Source organism: Pseudomonas sp. NPDC090592, from assembly GCF_044769185.1.
GTDB lineage: Bacteria > Pseudomonadota > Gammaproteobacteria > Pseudomonadales > Pseudomonadaceae > Aquipseudomonas.
In genome coordinates, this window is the sequence record NZ_JBIVXJ010000013.1 from 112934 (window position 1) to 129565 (window position 16632).

A 16632-nucleotide genomic window follows, 5' to 3' on the forward strand; every position below is an offset into this window, starting at 1 on the left:
GCCAACGCAACAACCTTAGCCGAGGTTTTCCATGATCTCATCGGAAATCTGGGCATTGGAGTAGACGTTCTGCACGTCATCCAGGTCTTCGAGCATGTCGATCAGCTTGAGCACCTTTTCGGCACCTTCCTGGTCGAGTTCGGCGCTGGTGGTCGGCTGCATGACGATTTCCGCGTCAGCGGCCTTGAAGCCCGCCTCTTCCAGGGCATTACGCACGGCATAGAAGCTGTTGAACGAAGTGAATACATCGAACGAACCGTCATCGTTGGCCACCACGTCGTCGGCATCGGCTTCCATCGCCGCTTCCATCAACGCGTCTTCGTCCACGCCCGGCGCAAAGCTGAGCTGCCCCTTGCGCTCGAACAGGTAGGCCACCGAGCCGTCGGTACCGAGGTTGCCGCCACACTTGGTGAAGGCATGACGCACAGCGGCAGCAGTGCGGTTGCGGTTGTCGGTCATGGCTTCGACCATGATCGCCACGCCACCCGGGCCGTAACCTTCGTAGCTGAGCTCTTCGACGTTGTCGCTTTCGTTGGTGCCGGCACCACGGGCCACGGCGCGATCGATGATGTCGCGGCTCATGTTGGCGCCCAGGGCCTTGTCCAGCGCCAGGCGCAGGCGCGGGTTGGATGCCGGGTCAGGGCCGCCCTGCTTGGCAGCGACCGTCAGTTCGCGGATCCACTTGGTGAAGACCTTGCCTCTCTTGGCATCCTGGCGCTCTTTGCGGTGCTTGATGTTCGCCCACTTGGAATGACCAGCCATAACGACTCCGAATCCTTTGTTTCACAAACAGCCCCGCCCCTGTACGGGGCGGGACGGAAAAATACCTGCGCCGAAACGCAAAGGCGCATCCATGTGGATGCGCCCGGGGACCGCTTACTCGACCTTGGTCTGTTCGCGCAGTCGGATGTGCAGCTCGCGCAGGGCCTTGGCATCGACCAGGCCTGGGGCCTGGGTCATGACGCACGCGGCGCTCTGGGTTTTCGGGAAGGCGATCACTTCACGGATCGACTGGGCGCCGGTCATCAGCATGACCAGGCGGTCCAGGCCGAAGGCCAGGCCACCGTGTGGCGGTGCACCGAACTTCAGGGCGTCGAGCAGGAAGCCGAACTTCTCTTCCTGTTCTTCTGCCTCGATACCCAGCAGGCGGAATACGGCTTGCTGCATCTCTTTACGGTGGATACGGATCGAACCGCCACCCAGCTCGGTACCGTTCAGGACCATGTCGTAGGCACGCGACAGCGCAGTGGCCGGGTTGGCCTCGAGCTCTTGCGGGGTGCACTTAGGCGCGGTGAACGGGTGGTGCAGCGCAGTGAAGCTGCCGTCTTCGTTCTCTTCGAACATCGGGAAGTCGACAACCCACATCGGCGCCCACTCGCAGGTGTGCAGGTTGAAGTCGTTGCCGACCTTGATGCGCAGTGCGCCCAGGGCCTCGCTGACGATCTTGAACTTGTCGGCACCGAAGAAGACGATGTCGCCATCAACCGCGCCAACGCGATCGAGGATCACGTTGAGGTTGGCCTCAGGGATGTTCTTGACGATCGGCGACTGCAGGCCTTCGACGCCCTTGGCGCGCTCATTGACCTTGATGTACGCCAGGCCCTTGGCACCGTAGATGCCAACGAACTTGGTGTACTCGTCGATCTTGCTGCGCGGCATGCTGGCAGCGCCTGGCACGCGCAGGGCAGTAACGCGGCACTTCGGATCGTTGGCCGGGCCTGCGAATACCTTGAAGTCGACATCCTTCAGCTGATCGGCAACGTCGACCAGTTCCAGCGGGTTACGCAGGTCCGGCTTGTCGGAACCGTAGCGGCGCATGGCTTCTTCGAAGGTCATGTGCGGGAATTCGCCGAATTCCAGGTCCAGCACTTCCTTGAACAGCTTGCGGATCATGCTTTCGGTCAAGCCCATGATCTCGCTTTCATCGAGGAAGCTGGTCTCGATGTCGATCTGGGTGAATTCCGGCTGGCGATCGGCACGCAGGTCTTCGTCACGGAAGCACTTGGCGATCTGGTAGTAGCGGTCGAAACCGGCAACCATCAGCAGCTGCTTGAACAGCTGTGGCGACTGCGGCAGGGCGAAGAAGCTGCCAGCGTGGGTACGGCTTGGCACCAGATAGTCACGCGCGCCTTCCGGAGTGGCACGGGTGAGGATCGGGGTTTCGACGTCGAGGAAGCCGTTGTCGTCCATGAAGCGACGAATGCTGCTGGTGATGCGCGAACGCAGGCGCAGCTTTTCGGCCATCTCTGGGCGACGCAGGTCGATGAAGCGGTAGCGCAGGCGGGTTTCCTCGCCAACGTCGGAGTACTCGTTCAGCGGGAACGGCGGGGTTTCTGCTTCATTGAGCACGGTCAGCTGGTAGCCGAGGATCTCGATGGCGCCGGAGGCCATGTTGGCATTCACCGCACCGTCCGGGCGCTTGCGCACCTTGCCGGTGACCTGCACGACGTATTCGCTACGCACGCGGTCGGCGGCGGCGAAGGTTTCGGCGCGATCCGGGTCGAACACGACCTGGGCCATGCCTTCGCGGTCACGGATGTCGAGGAAGATCACCCCGCCGTGGTCGCGGCGACGATGGACCCAGCCGCAAAGGGTGACTTCCTGGCCGTCCAGGCTCTCGTTCAGTTGGCCGCAATAATGGCTGCGCATCATGATGGTGGTTTCGCTTCTCGTGATTCGTGTATTCGGTGGAGGCCTTGGCCGCCCGGAGGGCTAATACTGCAAGACCCGGTCACAGCATTCAACTCAGTCGGCCTTGTCGCCGCCTGCCAGATTCTTTTTCGCCCCGGTCTTGAAGTCGGTTTCGTACCAGCCATTACCGCTCAGGCGAAAGCCCGGCACCGACAACAGCTTCTTGAGCGCGGGCGCCTGGCAGGCCGGGCAATCGGTCAGCGGCGCGGCGCTGATCTTCTGCAGCGCTTCCATGCGGTGCTCGCAGGACGCGCATTGATAGTCATAAAGGGGCATGGGTGTCTCTCGTCAACCATAACGCTGGCTGCCGGGGCAGCAAAAAGCGGGATTATATATGGTTAGCAAGCACTGCGCAGCCCGCCCGGCGATCAGCGCGCACTTGGCGGGTTTTGCAGCCAGGCCACGCAAATGACCCGGATCAGCCCACTGAAGTTGCGCACCCCACCCTGGCGCAGGTGCACCTCGCGGTCCACGTAGGACAATACTGCACTGACCGAACAGCGGTTGGCTGCGGCAATTCGCTCCAGGATACCCCAGTAGACGGCCTCCAGGCGCAGGCAGGTGGAAAACCCGTTGAGCCGCACTGAACGCGACACCGGCTGGATCTGCAGCATGTCGAAATCCGCCTTGAACGGATCAATACACTGTTTTCCTGGCCAACTGCCCTGGCCAGCCACACGCTTGCTCGCTTGCATGATGCGCCCTACTCCCTAGTCACAGGTACCTGGCGACCTATGAAGCGCTGACGGGCGAGCTAAAAGCAGCGGCAAAATCTTCCTGCACAAAAACCAATTCTGGAGGGTAGCGCGAACCCTGTGGGAGCGGGCATGCCCGCGAAGCCGGCGACGCGGTGCATGGCACCGGCCTTGCCGGTGTTCGCGGGCGCGCCCGCTCCCACAGGGTTATGTGACAGCTTTGAGTGCTTACTTGCCGTCGAGCAGCACCCGCAGCATCCACGCGGTTTTTTCGTGAACCTGCATGCGCTGGGTCAGCAGGTCGGCGGTCGGTTCGTCACTGACCTTGTCCACTACCGGGAAGATGCTGCGCGCGGTACGCACCACGGCCTCCTGGCCCTGCACCAGTTGGCGGATCATCTCCTCCGCCGGGGGCACGCCCTCCTCCTCCTTGATCGAGGAATGCCGCGCATAGAATGCATACGACCCCGGCGCCGGGAAGCCCAGGGCACGGATGCGCTCGGCAATCGAATCGACCGCCAGCGCCAACTCGTTGTACTGCTCTTCGAACATCAGGTGCAGGGTGCGGAACGACGGACCGGTGACGTTCCAGTGAAAGTTATGGGTTTTCAGATACAGCACGTAGGTATCCGATAACAGCCGGGACAACCCATCGACGATGGACTTGCGATCTTCTTCACTGATACCGATATCGATTGCCATGAAGTTCCCCTTTCCATAAGGCTTGAGACTCAAGCGGACGCCGACCACTGTAGCAACACTTGACCTACATCGCCTGTGACATGGCGCAACACATCGCCCGGCGGGCAGCCTGCAGTTTGAGAAGCCTGCGGCTTTACTGTTAAATAGGCACCGTGCCACCCGTGCGGACTGTCATTGCCGGGTGCATAGGCTGGCCTGCCACGTGTTCGCGCCCTACACCTCATGCGCACCGTGCTGCCAGCTCTTCCTGTGATCGGCCTTATCAACTGTGAGCCAACCCCATGTTCAAGATCGTCCATCTGGTGACGGGCGTGGCAGCCTTGCTGCTATCGCTCATACCCAGCCTGAAAACCGATGCGACACCCTTCCTGCAACAACCTGATGCGGTTTACCTGGCCCTGCTCGGCCTGCTCAACCTGGTCCTGGCCCCCGTTGTGCCGCTTTACTACCGCGGCGCACGGCAGCAATTGCAGCACCTTGCCTGTGCCTTGCTGGTAGTGGCAGTGGTACTGCAAACCCTGACGCTGCTGGCCCGCCCGGAAATGGGCAACCTTGCTGCGCTGGTTTGCGCAGCACTGGCCGTGGCCCTGCACCTGGCCGTGGGCTTTGCCCGCACCCCGCGCAAGGCACGCAACAGCCAGCACACGACGCAAGATGGCGTCAACCGTGATACCGGCACCGTCAAGTGGTTCAACACCTCGAAAGGCTTTGGTTTCATCTCCCGCGACTCGGGCGATGACATCTTCGTGCACTTTCGCGCCATCCGCGGCGAAGGCCATCGCATTCTGGTCGAAGGCCAGCGCGTAGAGTTTTCGGTGATGCACCGCGACAAGGGCCTGCAAGCTGAGGATGTAGTTGCGGTAGCCCGCCGCTGATTCCCGCACTATCCTGAGCCCTATTCACCGGCATGCCGGTGAACAGGGCTTTGCAACCATCAATAATGAGGCGGTGGCGCCTCTTCCCCTTCGCTGCCGTACTGGCCGACCATCTCTTCATAACGCTTGATCAGCTCGGCCATCTGCGATTGCAGCCGCTCGATCACCCGCGCCTGCTCGAAAACTACGTCATTCAACGCCTGAAGGGTGTCATCCTGGAACGCCTGGCGGGTTTCCAGTTCGACAATACGCAATTCCAACGACATGTCAGGCCTCCTGATAGCCAGCAAGTTGCAGCCCACGCAAGCGCTGGCGAATGGCGTGCAGCTGATCGTCGCTATAGGCCACGGCCGGACACTTGCCCCACACCGGTGCCGGCCAGGCAGCGTCGTCACGCTGACGTACGATCACATGCATGTGCAACTGGCTGACCACATTGCCCAAGGTGGCCACGTTCATCTTGTCGGCGCTATAGCTGGCTTTCAGCGCTTCAGCCAACAGGGTGGTTTCCTGCCACAACTGCTGCTGCTCTGGCGCATCCAGCTCGAACAGTTCGCTGATACCGGCGCGCTTGGGCACCAGGATGAACCATGGGTAGTTGGCATCCTTGCTCAGCAGCAACTGGCACAGCGCAAACTCCCCCAGCACCAGGGAATCCTGTTGCAAACGCGAATCGAGGACGAACACGGTATATCTCCTTCAGGCAAATCCAACCCGCTTCGAGCGGAAAACAGGCTTGCAAGGATACCTTGCACATTCCCGGTAACACAGCGCTACTTTTCGCACCAAAATGAGGCTACCTACTCACCCGCTCCACACCTATCACCCCACAAATGACTCTGGATGAACATGCTGCGGTAACACATTGACTTTGTTGGCAGCTTTTTAAATTTTAATGATTCTCGACTCCAACATGAACCAACGCGGCCCTCGCCCCGTGTTTACGGCGCTTTCCGACCCTCGGTAGGCGCTTTTGTGAAAATTTCATGAAGTGTTGCGAATTTTGAGCACGCTTGTTGCATTCCCTTCACGTCAAGTCGGCACGACATCTGCAATGGCAGGTGAACGCGACAAATAACAACAGCGGCATTGGTTACCAGGGAGTTTCCTTAACCGGAATCGGTAGTTACAGATTCGTTACGGTGAGAGGAACAGCGCTGGCGTTGTACGACCCATAAACCGGGGCGTGATTTGCGACATGGAAATACCCAAAAGCGACATGGAAAAAAAGTTCCGTAAAGAGTGCTTATAGCCATATCGCCAACAACAGTCAGCGTGCTATACATTTTCGCCGACATAACAAGAAAGAGCTGCACCCTATAACTAAAAGACTTGGACGCAGCGGTACTCTTCCTAAAAACCAAAGGAGCAAATCACGATGCGCGTGATGAAGTGGAGCATGATCGCCCTGGCCGTTACGGCGGGGACCTCGCAGTTGGCAATGGCCTCGGCACAAGACGAGTCCAAAGGTTTCCTCGAAGACAGCAAGCTGAACGTAAAAACCCGCATGCTGTACTTCAGCCGTGACTTCCGTAACAACGACAGCGGCAAGAGCCGCGTGGAAGAAACCGGCCTGGGCTTCCTGGGTACCTTCGAGTCGGGCTTCACTCAAGGCACCGTGGGCTTCGGCGTTGACGCCATCGGCATGCTGGGCCTGAAACTGGATAGCGGCAAAGGCCGCGCCGGCACCGGCCTGTTCCCGACCGCCTCCGACGGCCGCTCGCAAGATGATTACTCCGAAGGCGGTGGTGCAGTAAAACTGCGCATTTCCAACACCGTGCTGAAGTTCGGCGACCAGTTCACCGCCCTGCCAGTACTGGCCACCGACGACAGCCGCCTGCTGCCAGAAGTTGCTGAAGGTGGCCTGATCACCAGTAACGAAATCGATGGCCTGACCCTGCACGCCGGTCACTTCACCGCCCTGAACGCCCAGGCCCAGACTTACCACGACAGCCTGCGCCTGACCGAGGCCAACGTATTCGGTGGCACCTACGCCATCAACGAAAACCTCAGCACCAGTGTCTACTACTCGCGCATCGAAGATCACTTCCGCAAGTGGTACGGCAACATCAACTGGGCACTGCCGATCAGCGACAAGCAAGGCCTGGTGTTCGACTTCAACATCTATGACACCAAGTCCATCGGCGATAACCTGACCGGCGCATTCGTCAGCAAAGCCGACGGCAGCAACGAACTGGACAACATCGCAGCCAGCCTCTCGGCCGCCTACAACATTGGCGCCCACACCTTCACCCTGGCTTACCAGAAAGTCAGCGGCGACGGCGACTACGCCTACGGCGTCGACGGTGGCGGCACCATCTTCCTGGCCAACTCCGTGGCCCGTTCCGACTTCAACGCCGAAGACGAGAAGTCCTGGCAGGCTCGCTACGACCTGAACTTCGCCGAATACGGCGTACCTGGCCTGACCTTCATGACCCGCTACGTCCGCGGTTCGGGTGCCACCACCCAGTCCACCGACAGCGGCAAGGAATGGGAACGCGACGTAGACGTCAAATACGTGCTGCAGAGCGGCCCGGCCAAAGACCTGAGCCTGCGCGTACGCCAGGCCACCTACCGTTCCAGCGACGGCGTTTACTACGGTTCGAGCTCGATCGACGAACTGCGCCTGATCGTGGAGTACCCGCTGAGCATCCTGTAAGCCTGGCTTGCAGTGCCCCGCACCTGAAAAAGCCCGGCGATCACGCCGGGCTTTTTCTTGGCTGACAAGCGTCACGCCCTGGGGCATCCTGTACGCCTTCGTTTCACCCCCGTACAATGCGGGGCTATTTCAACGTCTTAGGCAATCGACACGGCTAACCATGCGCACCAGTCAATATTTGCTCGCCACCCAGAAAGAAACCCCTGCCGACGCAGTGGTCATCAGCCATCAGCTCATGCTGCGTGCCGGCATGATCCGCAAACTGGCCTCTGGCCTGTACACCTGGCTGCCGATGGGCTTGCGGGTAATGCGCAAGGTCGAGGCCGTGGTGCGTGAGGAAATGAACGCCGCCGGCGCCCTGGAAGTGCTGATGCCAAGCATCCAGCCTGCCGAGCTGTGGCAGGAGTCCGGCCGCTGGGAGCAGTACGGCCCTGAGCTGCTGCGCCTGAAAGACCGCCACCAGCGCGATTTCTGTGTCGGCCCGACCCACGAAGAAGTCATCACCGACCTGGCCCGTAACGAGCTGTCCAGCTATAAACAGCTGCCACTCAACATGTACCAGATCCAGACCAAGTTCCGTGACGAGATCCGCCCGCGCTTCGGCTTGATGCGTGGCCGCGAGTTCATCATGAAAGACGCCTACTCGTTCCATGCCGACCAGGCTTCCCTGCAGGAAACCTACGACCGCATGCACCAGGCGTACAGCAACGTGTTCACCCGCCTGGGCCTGGACTTCCGCCCTGTGCAGGCCGACACCGGCTCCATCGGTGGCAGCTACTCGCATGAATTCCACGTACTGGCCGAGTCCGGCGAAGACGACGTGATCTTCAGCGACAGCTCCGACTACGCCGCCAACATCGAGAAGGCCGAGGCCATCCCGCGCGAAACCGTGCGCCCAGCCCCTACCGAGGAGCTGCGCCTGGTTGACACGCCAAACGCCAAGACCATCGCCCAGCTGGTGGAAAACTTCGGCCTGGCGATCGAGAAAACCGTCAAGACCCTGATCGTACGCGGCGCAGAAGAGGGCAAACTGATTGCCCTGATCGTCCGTGGCGACCACGAGCTGAACGAAATCAAGGCCACCAAGCTGGAACAGGTTGCCGACCCGCTGGTCATGGCCACCGAAGCCGAACTGCGCGACGCCATCGGCGCTGGCGCCGGCTCGCTCGGCCCGCTGAACCTGCCGCTGGAAATCATCATCGACCGTTCGGTTGCCCTGATGAGTGACTTCGGCATCGGCGCCAACATCGACGACAAGCACTACTTCGGCGTCAACTGGGAGCGCGACCTGCCGGTTCCACAGGTTGCCGACCTGCGCAACGTGGTCGAAGGCGACCCAAGCCCGGACGGCCAGGGCACGCTGGTGATCAAGCGCGGCATCGAAGTGGGCCATATCTTCCAGCTGGGCACCAAGTACAGCGAGGCACTGAAGTGCCAGGTACTGGGCGAGAACGGCAAGCCGGTAACCCTGGCCATGGGCTGCTACGGCATCGGCGTGTCCCGCGTGGTCGCTGCCGCCATCGAGCAGAGCTATGACGACAAGGGCATCATCTGGAACGACGCCCTGGCCCCGTTCCAGATCGCCCTGGTGCCGCTGCGCTACGAAACCGACGTGGTCCGCGAGGCAACCGACAAGCTGTACGCCGAACTGACCGCTGCCGGCTTCGAAGTGCTGCTGGACGACCGCGACAAGAAAACCAGCCCAGGCATCAAGTTTGCCGATATGGAGTTGATCGGCATCCCGCACCGCATCGTCGTCAGCGATCGCGGCCTGGCCGACGGCAACCTGGAATACAAGCACCGCACCGAGCAGGACGCTCAGCCATTGCCCGTCAATGAAGTGCTGACCTTCCTGCAGGCCCGCGTTCGCCGCTGATAACCAATGCACGAGTGATCATGTACAAGCGAAGTACCTTTACCCTGGGGGGCGCCGCACTGTGCGGCGCCCTGCTCGTCAGCGGCTGCGCCAACCAGATGTCCCAGCGCAGCGACCATGAGGAGCGCGTCGAGCGCAAACTGCTCGAGCACACCCTGCAGATCGATGTCGGCGAGCCGAAGGTGATGGAGCTTCCGCAGCGACGTGTGCGTGTGCATGAGCAGAAGCGCTTCGAAGTCACCGAGTTCGAAGTCACCCGGCGCTATGACCGCTACACGCCCTACCAGCCCTGGCGGGAGATCTACGAGATCCCGCTGGGCGCAGTGGCCGTGGTGGCGGGTGTTGGTGCCAACGTGGTCAACGTCTTCGCCTTGGGCAACCTGCCGCAAAGCATTACCCATGATTGGCTCAGCTATGGCGTGGACGGGCTCAACCCGTTCATGAACGTGCCGTCCAACGGCCGCGCCCAGCAGAACCTGGCGGGTATCAGCGAAGTACAGAAAGGCAAGCGCGAAGAATCCAACAGCGTGCCCTGGAGCGAACGCCTGGTCGAGGTCAAGGCTGGCAAGATGACCCACGAACTGACTACCGACAGGAATGGCGTGCTGCGCCTTAACCTGCTCGACAGCCCGTTCTCCGAGCAGAACCTCAACCACGTCGGCACCCTGCACTTGCAGGTACTCGACGAGGACAATGCGGTACGCGGCGATGCCAGCCTGCTGGTCAGCGCCACCTTGCGCAACAAGCTGCTTGAAGCCCACGAACTGATCTTCGATGACCTCGAAGATGACGATGTCGGCCAGTGGGTACACCGGGTCAAGCGCCTGTCGGAGCTGGGCCTGGAAGAAGAAGCCAGTGAAATGGAACAAAGCCTGATCGAGCTGACCCGCAACGATCCGGAACTGCAGCAGGAGTTTCTACAGTCGCTGACCAAGGCCACTGGCCGGTTGGTGGCTGATCCCGGCGTGCAGTGACACATTGGGGCTGCTTTGCAGCCCAATCGCCGGCAAGCCAGCTCCCACAGGTATTGCGTCAGGCTCAAGGGCAGTGCAACCCCTGTGGGAGCTGGCTTGCCGGCGATTGGGCCGCAAAGCGGCCCCTGTTCATTTAGGCGGGAACAGCTCCAACTGCTCATGCGCCCCGCGCAAATCGCGCAACCTCACCCCTACCCCCAGCAAGCGCACCGGCTTGCTACCACGGGCGAATGCCTGCCCCAGCAGCTGTTTATAACTCTCCAGATCCCTGCCGGCCCCGGCTTGCTCCATGGTGGTCTGGCTAAAGTCGTGGAACTTCACCTTTACAAAGGGCTTGTCGGGCCGGTAACTGCTGTCCATGCGGGCGATGCGTTCGTTAAGGCTCTCCAGCAGCTCAGGCAACCGCGCCAGGCAACTGGCCAGATCAGGCAGGTCGGTGTCGTAGGTGTTTTCCACGCTGACTGACTGGCGGCGGCTGTCATTGTGTACTGCACGCTCATCTATCCCGCGCGACAGCCCCCATAACCGCTCGCCAAAGCTGCCGAACTCGCGCACCAGCGCCAGCCGCGACCAATCGCGCAGTTCCAGGCAGGTTTCGATGCCCAGCCGCGCCAGCTTGTCTGCCGTTACCTTGCCCACCCCATGCAACCTGGCCACCGGCAAGGCGGCGACGAATGCCTCTACCTCGCCCGGGGTAATCACGAACAGCCCGTTGGGCTTGCGCCAGTCACTGGCGATCTTTGCCAGAAACTTGTTCGGCGCCACGCCCGCCGACACGGTGATATGCAAGGTGCGGGAAACCCGTCGGCGGATATCCTCGGCGATGCGCGTGGCACTGCCTGAATACCACTGGCTATCGCTTACATCCAGGTAGGCTTCATCCAGCGACAAAGGCTCGATCAGTTCGGTGTAGTCACGGAAGATGGCATGTATTTCTCGCGAGGCCTCCCGGTAAGCCTCGAAGCGCGGCTTGACGATCAACAAGTCGGGGCACAGCTTAAGCGCATGCCGGGAAGACATGGCAGAACGAACGCCATAGGCGCGAGCTTCATAGTTGCAGGTGGCGATCACCCCACGCTGGTCTGGCGAGCCCCCAACCGCCATGGGTCGGCCAGCCAGGCGCGGGTCGTCACGCATCTCGATTGCGGCATAGAAGCAATCGCAGTCAACGTGGATGATCTTGCGCAAGGACATGGATGACCGTCAGCACTGTAAATTCATACAGATAGTATCGCATGCACCCTGTTGTGAAACAGCTCACCCGTGTTGCCATACGATAATCGGCCGCAAAGCCCCGCCGCACCTGAGCTGCGACCTGTTGTCAGGCGCTAAGGGTTTGAACAAAAAAGGTTTTTCCAAAACAAGTGCTTGACAATGGTCGGCAAATCCGTAGAATTCGGTCTCACAGGCGCGGGATGGAGCAGCCTGGTAGCTCGTCGGGCTCATAACCCGAAGGTCGTCGGTTCAAATCCGGCTCCCGCAACCAGATTCGAGAAAAGGCCACTGTTATCACAGTGGCCTTTTTCTTTGCCTGCGATAAAGCAGTTTCGAAAAAACCTCGAAAAATCAAAGCCTAGCGCTTGACATACACATTACAAGCTGTAGAATCCGCCCCACTGACGCGGGATGGAGCAGCCTGGTAGCTCGTCGGGCTCATAACCCGAAGGTCGTCGGTTCAAATCCGGCTCCCGCAACCAGATTCAAAAAAAGGCCACTGTTAACACAGTGGCCTTTTTCTTTGCCCGCTGAAAAGCATTGCTGAAAAAGCCTTGATAAATCAAAGCCTGGCGCTTGACATACACTCGGCACGCTGTAGAATGCGCACCTCTGACGCGGGATGGAGCAGCCTGGTAGCTCGTCGGGCTCATAACCCGAAGGTCGTCGGTTCAAATCCGGCTCCCGCAACCATATTCGTCAGAACAAACCCCGCCTGTGTAACAGCAGCGCGGGGTTTGTTGTTTCTACCCTCCCTGCTTTTCGTCGCCCCAATTTTCCCTCGCCCGCAAGCCAACCCGCAGGCTTGAGACGTTGTGCCCTGCATGAACTATCTTTAACCCTGCCGGGTCGCTGAAAGCGCCTGAGGCCGGAGTAACATTGGATACGTTTTCCTAAGGGACTTTCACTTGGCCGCACCTTCCCTCCACCTCGCGCAGCATGCCCGGGGCAATTCATGACCTCACACAATCCCGAACCTCCGGTGCCGCTCGCCTCGGCGCTGCCCGGTGCCGTGCAGCGCCTGCCCTTGCTTGAACGCCTGAGCCGCTACCGCCAGCCGATCGGCCTGGGGGTGACCCTGGTGCTGTTCACCATGGCCTTGATTGCCTGCCGCCACCTGCTGAGCGAGCTGGACATCTATGCCTTGCACGATGCCATGCTCAGCGTGCCGGCCCAATCCTTGTTGGGCGCCTTTGTGGCGACGGTCGTCGGCTTCGTGATCCTGCTGGGTTACGAATGGTCGGCCAGCCGCTATGCCGGTGTGAAACTGCCAGCACGCAGCCTGGTACTGGGCGGTTTCAGCGCCTTTGCCATTGGCAATGCCATCGGCCTGTCGATGCTCTCGGGCGGCTCTGTGCGCTACCGGCTGTATGCGCGCCAAGGGCTTGCCGCAGGTGATGTTGCACGGATGACGGTTTTCGCCAGTTTGTCACTGGGTTGCGCACTGCCGCCACTGGCCGCGTTGGCGACCCTGAGCGACCTGCCTGCGGCCTCGACCGCACTGGGCTTGGCGCCTGGCTTGCTGGGGGGTATCGCCACTGCCGTGCTGGTGGCGTGCGCCCTGCTGCTGTTCGGTTTGTACCGCCGGCGCCTGGCAGAACAACCGCTGGCCAATAACCTGCTGGTGCAACTTGGCCGCCGTACACTGCGCCTGCCAGGCGCGCGCCTGGCCGCCCTGCAACTGCTGATCACTGCGCTGGATGTGGCGGCAGCCGCCACCGTGCTGTACCTGCTGCTGCCCGAGGCGCCACCGTTCGGCGCGTTTGTGCTGGTATACCTGCTGGCCTTGGCCGCAGGCGTGCTCAGCCACGTTCCCGGCGGTGTCGGGGTGTTCGAAGCGATCCTGCTGGCGGCCTTTGCCGACCAGCTCGGCGCTGCGCCACTGGCGGCCGCCCTGCTGCTGTACCGGCTGATCTATGTGGTCATGCCATTGCTACTGGCCTGCGTGCTGTTGCTGGCCAACGAGGCCCGGCGCCTGCTGTTCGCCCAGCAGGCCATCAAGGCCGCTTCCGGGCTGGCCGCACCGATCCTGTCGATACTGGTGTTCCTTTCTGGCGTGGTGCTGCTGTTCTCGGGCGCCACACCCGAGATCGACACGCGGTTGGAGCACATGGGCTTCCTCGTACCGCACCGGCTGATCGACGCCTCGCACTTTGGCGCCAGCCTGATCGGCGTGCTGTGCCTGCTGCTGGCCCAAGGCCTGCGCCGGCGGCTGTCCGCCGCCTGGCTACTGACCACCGTGCTGTTGCTGGTCGGAGCCCTGCTGTCGCTGCTCAAAGGGTTCGACTGGGAAGAGGCTTGCCTGCTGACCTTCACCGCCACCCTGCTGGCCCTGTTCCGCCGCTCGTTCTATCGCCCCAGCCGCCTGCTGGAACTGCCATTCTCGCCGGTGTTCCTGGTCGCCAGTGCCTGCGCAGTCGGTGCCTCGGTATGGCTGCTGCTGTTCGCTTATCAGGACGTGCCCTACAGCCATCAGTTGTGGTGGCAATTTACCCTTGATGCCGATGCCCCGCGGGGCCTGCGTGCCGCCATGGGCAGTGCCCTGCTGTTGGCAGCCGTGGCACTGACCTGGCTGCTGCGCACCGCGCCGCCGGTGATCCACTTGCCCGATGATGAAGAGCTGCAGCGCGCCAACCGTATCCTGCTGGCCTCCGACCAGCCCGACGGCGGCCTGGCCCTGACCGGCGACAAGGCGTTGCTGTTCCACCCGCGTGACAATGCCTTCCTCATGTACGCCCGACGCGGGCGTAGCCTGGTGGCCCTGTACGACCCGATCGGCCCGGCCCAGGAGCGCGCCGAAATGATCTGGCAGTTCCGCGACCTGTGTGACCTGCACCACGCCCGCCCGGTGTTCTACCAGGTACGCGCCGAGAACCTGCCCTTCTATATGGACATCGGCCTGACAGCGCTGAAGCTGGGCGAAGAAGCCCGGGTCGACCTGCGCCGCTTCGACCTGGAAGCCAAGGGCAAGGAGATGAAAGACCTGCGCTACACCTGGAACCGCGGCGGCCGCGACGGCCTGAGCCTGGAAATTCACGAACCTGGCCACGCTCCCCTGGCAGAGCTGAAGGAAATTTCCGATGCCTGGCTAGGCGGCAAGAACGTGCGCGAGAAAGGCTTCTCGCTGGGACGCTTCAGCCCGGACTACCTGCAACACTTCCGCATTGCCCTGATTCGCTTCCAGGGCCGCCCGGTGGCCTTCGCCAACCTGCTGGAAACCCATGGCAACGAACTGGCCAGCCTCGACCTGATGCGCGCGCACCCCGAGGCCCCGAAGCTGACCATGGAGTTCATGATGATCGGCCTGATCCTGCATTACAAAAACCATGAATACGCCCGCTTCAGCCTGGGCATGGTGCCGCTGTCCGGCCTGCAGCCACGGCGCGGCGCGCCCTTGACGCAACGCCTGGGCTCGATGGTGTTTCGCCGGGGCGAGCAGCTGTACAACTTCCAGGGGCTTCGCCGCTTCAAGGACAAATTCCAACCGGATTGGGAACCCCGCTACATGGCCGTGCCGGCCGGGCTCGACCCGCTAGTGGCACTGGCCGACACCGCCGCCCTGATTGCAGGCGGCCTGACTGGATTGGTGAAACGTTGATGACCCGACGCTATTGGCTGTACCTGCTGGTTCCCCTGCTGCTGGCCGCCCTGGGGGGTGCGCTGGCCTTCTGGCTATGGACGCGCCCGGCCCCCGAGGCGCGCCTGGAGCAACTGAGCGTCAATGACACCAGCATCACCCGGGTTACCCCTGGCGTACACCCCAAGGCCCGGGTAGCCATTGGGGTGCCACAAGACCAGGCACTGACTGACAAGCAACTGATCGACCTGAGCCAGGCCGGCGAAGCCCAGTTGGTGCAGGTGATCCTGCCGCCGAACGACTGCAGCAAGCAGCAGCAGGCGATGGACCAGGCCCTGGCCGAGCTGCCGGAAAAGCCGACGCTGGTCGCCGGTATCGGCCCTGGTGCCGCCCAAGCCTGGCGTTGGCTGGCTGGCCAGAACGATGACAAGGCGCGGGCGATTTCCGTGGACTTCAGCCTGGAGCAACCCGGCTGCCAGGCCCCACTGCCGAAGGCAGCTGCCCATGGCCACTGGAACGTCGCCTGGAACGACAACCCGGATGACGCCAGCGCCGCCTTCGTACGTGACCAGGCCAACGCCGAAACCAGCATCAGCGACTACGACATCCACCTGCCACAAGTGCTGAAGGCGCAGCTGACCCAGGCTCTGGTTGGCCACGACGGCAACGCCCTGGCCATCCCGGTGGTCGAAGTACCCGCCGGGCAGACGACTGATACGGTCACCCTGTTCCTATCCGGCGATGGCGGCTGGCGCGACCTGGACCGTGATGTGGCCGGTGAAATGGCCAAACTGGGCTACCCGGTGGTCGGCATCGACACGCTGCGCTACTACTGGCAACACAAGACCCCGGAGCAAAGCGCCGCCGACCTGTCCGAGCTGATGCAGCACTACCGGCAGAAGTGGGGTACCAAGCGCTTCGTGCTGACGGGCTATTCGTTCGGTGCCGATGTGCTGCCGGCCATCTACAACCGCTTGCCGGCAGAAGACCAACAGCGCATCGATGCCGTGATGTTGCTGGCCTTTGCCCGCAGTGGCAGCTTCGAGATCGAGGTCGAGGGCTGGTTGGGCAAGGAAGGCCAGGAAGCGCCTACCGGGCCAGAGATGGCCAGGCTGCCGGCGTCCAAGGTGGTGTGCGTGTATGGCGTGGAAGAGACCGATGAAAGCGGTTGCACCGAAAAGACTGCGGTGGGTGAACGGCTGAAGCTGCCTGGGGGGCACCACTTCGACGAGAACTACCCGGCGCTGGCCAAGCGCTTGATTGGTGAGATCGAGACACGCCAAGGCAAATCCAGCGTAGCCGAACAGAACTGATAAGACCCTACGGCCCATTCGCGGGTAAACCCGCTCCCACAGGTACAGCGCAAGC

14 protein-coding genes and 3 tRNA genes are annotated in these 16632 nt (G+C 61.6%); 9 read left to right on the forward strand and 8 right to left on the reverse strand.

Annotated elements, in window-relative coordinates:
* Window positions 1-15 precede the first annotated feature (15 nt).
* The 5 genes from ACIQUI_RS14085 to ACIQUI_RS14105 all read right to left on the reverse strand — a co-directional run bounded on the left by ACIQUI_RS14085 (window position 16) and on the right by ACIQUI_RS14105 (window position 4088).
* Complete coding sequence (locus tag ACIQUI_RS14085) at window positions 16-762, reverse strand: YebC/PmpR family DNA-binding transcriptional regulator (protein ID WP_403199443.1); 747 nt, start codon at window positions 760-762, stop codon at window positions 16-18.
* A gap of 114 nt (window positions 763-876) precedes the next feature.
* Window positions 877-2652 (reverse strand): aspartate--tRNA ligase, encoded by a 1776-nt coding sequence (gene aspS, locus ACIQUI_RS14090; RefSeq protein WP_403199444.1) that lies wholly within the window; start codon window positions 2650-2652, stop codon window positions 877-879.
* Between the two features lie 93 nt (window positions 2653-2745).
* Window positions 2746-2967: an FmdB family zinc ribbon protein gene (locus ACIQUI_RS14095; RefSeq protein WP_016498320.1), complete on the reverse strand. Its 222-nt coding sequence runs from the start codon at window positions 2965-2967 to the stop codon at window positions 2746-2748.
* Window positions 2968-3059: 92 nt separating this feature from the next.
* Window positions 3060-3389, reverse strand: coding sequence for a ribbon-helix-helix domain-containing protein (locus ACIQUI_RS14100; RefSeq protein WP_403199557.1), 330 nt, complete (start codon window positions 3387-3389; stop codon window positions 3060-3062).
* Between the two features lie 225 nt (window positions 3390-3614).
* The gene (locus ACIQUI_RS14105) at window positions 3615-4088 is read right to left on the reverse strand and encodes a Dps family protein (protein ID WP_403199446.1); all 474 of its coding nucleotides are present in this window, start codon (window positions 4086-4088) and stop codon (window positions 3615-3617) included.
* A 281-nt stretch (window positions 4089-4369) separates the two neighbouring features.
* On the opposite strand from ACIQUI_RS14105, the gene ACIQUI_RS14110 reads away from it, so the two are divergent.
* On the forward strand, window positions 4370-4963 hold the full coding sequence (locus ACIQUI_RS14110; protein WP_391127071.1) for a cold shock domain-containing protein membrane protein: 594 nt from the start codon (window positions 4370-4372) through the stop codon (window positions 4961-4963).
* Window positions 4964-5022: 59 nt separating this feature from the next.
* Here the strand turns inward: ACIQUI_RS14110 and ACIQUI_RS14115 are convergent, their stop codons facing one another.
* Both ACIQUI_RS14115 and ACIQUI_RS14120 read right to left on the reverse strand, forming a co-directional pair.
* The gene (locus ACIQUI_RS14115) at window positions 5023-5229 is read right to left on the reverse strand and encodes a SlyX family protein (protein WP_391127074.1); all 207 of its coding nucleotides are present in this window, start codon (window positions 5227-5229) and stop codon (window positions 5023-5025) included.
* 1 nt (window position 5230) lies between these two features.
* Window positions 5231-5650 carry an HIT family protein gene (locus ACIQUI_RS14120; RefSeq protein WP_403199450.1) on the reverse strand — a complete coding sequence of 140 codons (420 nt, stop codon included), beginning with the start codon at window positions 5648-5650 and terminating at the stop codon, window positions 5231-5233.
* 691 nt (window positions 5651-6341) lie between these two features.
* Here ACIQUI_RS14120 and ACIQUI_RS14125 point away from each other — a divergent pair.
* The 3 genes from ACIQUI_RS14125 (at window position 6342) to ACIQUI_RS14135 (ending at window position 10472) form a co-directional block, all read left to right on the forward strand.
* Window positions 6342-7622 carry an OprD family porin gene (locus ACIQUI_RS14125; protein ID WP_403199453.1) on the forward strand — a complete coding sequence of 427 codons (1281 nt, stop codon included), beginning with the start codon at window positions 6342-6344 and terminating at the stop codon, window positions 7620-7622.
* Between the two features lie 160 nt (window positions 7623-7782).
* Window positions 7783-9498: a proline--tRNA ligase gene (locus ACIQUI_RS14130; RefSeq protein WP_403199455.1), complete on the forward strand. Its 1716-nt coding sequence runs from the start codon at window positions 7783-7785 to the stop codon at window positions 9496-9498.
* 20 nt (window positions 9499-9518) lie between these two features.
* On the forward strand, window positions 9519-10472 hold the full coding sequence (locus tag ACIQUI_RS14135; RefSeq protein WP_403199458.1) for a hypothetical protein: 954 nt from the start codon (window positions 9519-9521) through the stop codon (window positions 10470-10472).
* Between the two features lie 129 nt (window positions 10473-10601).
* Here ACIQUI_RS14135 and dinB read toward each other — a convergent pair whose 3' ends face one another.
* Complete coding sequence (gene dinB / locus ACIQUI_RS14140; RefSeq protein ID WP_403199559.1) at window positions 10602-11660, reverse strand: DNA polymerase IV; 1059 nt, start codon at window positions 11658-11660, stop codon at window positions 10602-10604.
* 221 nt (window positions 11661-11881) lie between these two features.
* Here dinB and ACIQUI_RS14145 point away from each other — a divergent pair.
* From ACIQUI_RS14145 to ACIQUI_RS14165, 5 genes are all read left to right on the forward strand, one after another.
* Window positions 11882-11958: transfer RNA gene (locus tag ACIQUI_RS14145), tRNA-Met, on the forward strand.
* 134 nt (window positions 11959-12092) lie between these two features.
* Window positions 12093-12169, forward strand: a tRNA-Met gene (locus tag ACIQUI_RS14150).
* Between the two features lie 134 nt (window positions 12170-12303).
* Window positions 12304-12380, forward strand: a tRNA-Met gene (locus tag ACIQUI_RS14155).
* Window positions 12381-12642: 262 nt separating this feature from the next.
* A complete protein-coding gene (gene mprF / locus ACIQUI_RS14160; protein WP_403199461.1) occupies window positions 12643-15285 on the forward strand; it encodes a bifunctional lysylphosphatidylglycerol flippase/synthetase MprF in 2643 nt (880 codons plus the stop codon).
* A complete protein-coding gene (locus ACIQUI_RS14165) occupies window positions 15285-16577 on the forward strand; it encodes a virulence factor family protein (protein ID WP_403199464.1) in 1293 nt (430 codons plus the stop codon). Before mprF ends, ACIQUI_RS14165 begins: the two co-directional genes overlap by 1 nt.
* The last annotated feature ends 55 nt before the right edge of the window (window positions 16578-16632 follow it).

Bases quoted from the DNA above. Each gene is read 5' to 3' on its own strand.
- mprF (WP_403199461.1), top strand. From the start codon at position 12,643: ATGACCTCACACAATCCCGAACCTCCGGTGCCGCTCGCCTCGGCGCTG.
- ACIQUI_RS14125 (WP_403199453.1), top strand. From the start codon at position 6,342: ATGCGCGTGATGAAGTGGAGCATGATCGCCCTGGCCGTTACGGCGGGG.
- aspS (WP_403199444.1), bottom strand. From the start codon at position 2,652: ATGATGCGCAGCCATTATTGCGGCCAACTGAACGAGAGCCTGGACGGC.
- ACIQUI_RS14130 (WP_403199455.1), top strand. From the start codon at position 7,783: ATGCGCACCAGTCAATATTTGCTCGCCACCCAGAAAGAAACCCCTGCC.
- ACIQUI_RS14085 (WP_403199443.1), bottom strand. From the start codon at position 762: ATGGCTGGTCATTCCAAGTGGGCGAACATCAAGCACCGCAAAGAGCGC.
- ACIQUI_RS14110 (WP_391127071.1), top strand. From the start codon at position 4,370: ATGTTCAAGATCGTCCATCTGGTGACGGGCGTGGCAGCCTTGCTGCTA.
- ACIQUI_RS14095 (WP_016498320.1), bottom strand. From the start codon at position 2,967: ATGCCCCTTTATGACTATCAATGCGCGTCCTGCGAGCACCGCATGGAA.
- ACIQUI_RS14115 (WP_391127074.1), bottom strand. From the start codon at position 5,229: ATGTCGTTGGAATTGCGTATTGTCGAACTGGAAACCCGCCAGGCGTTC.
- ACIQUI_RS14165 (WP_403199464.1), top strand. From the start codon at position 15,285: ATGACCCGACGCTATTGGCTGTACCTGCTGGTTCCCCTGCTGCTGGCC.
- ACIQUI_RS14105 (WP_403199446.1), bottom strand. From the start codon at position 4,088: ATGGCAATCGATATCGGTATCAGTGAAGAAGATCGCAAGTCCATCGTC.
- ACIQUI_RS14135 (WP_403199458.1), top strand. From the start codon at position 9,519: ATGTACAAGCGAAGTACCTTTACCCTGGGGGGCGCCGCACTGTGCGGC.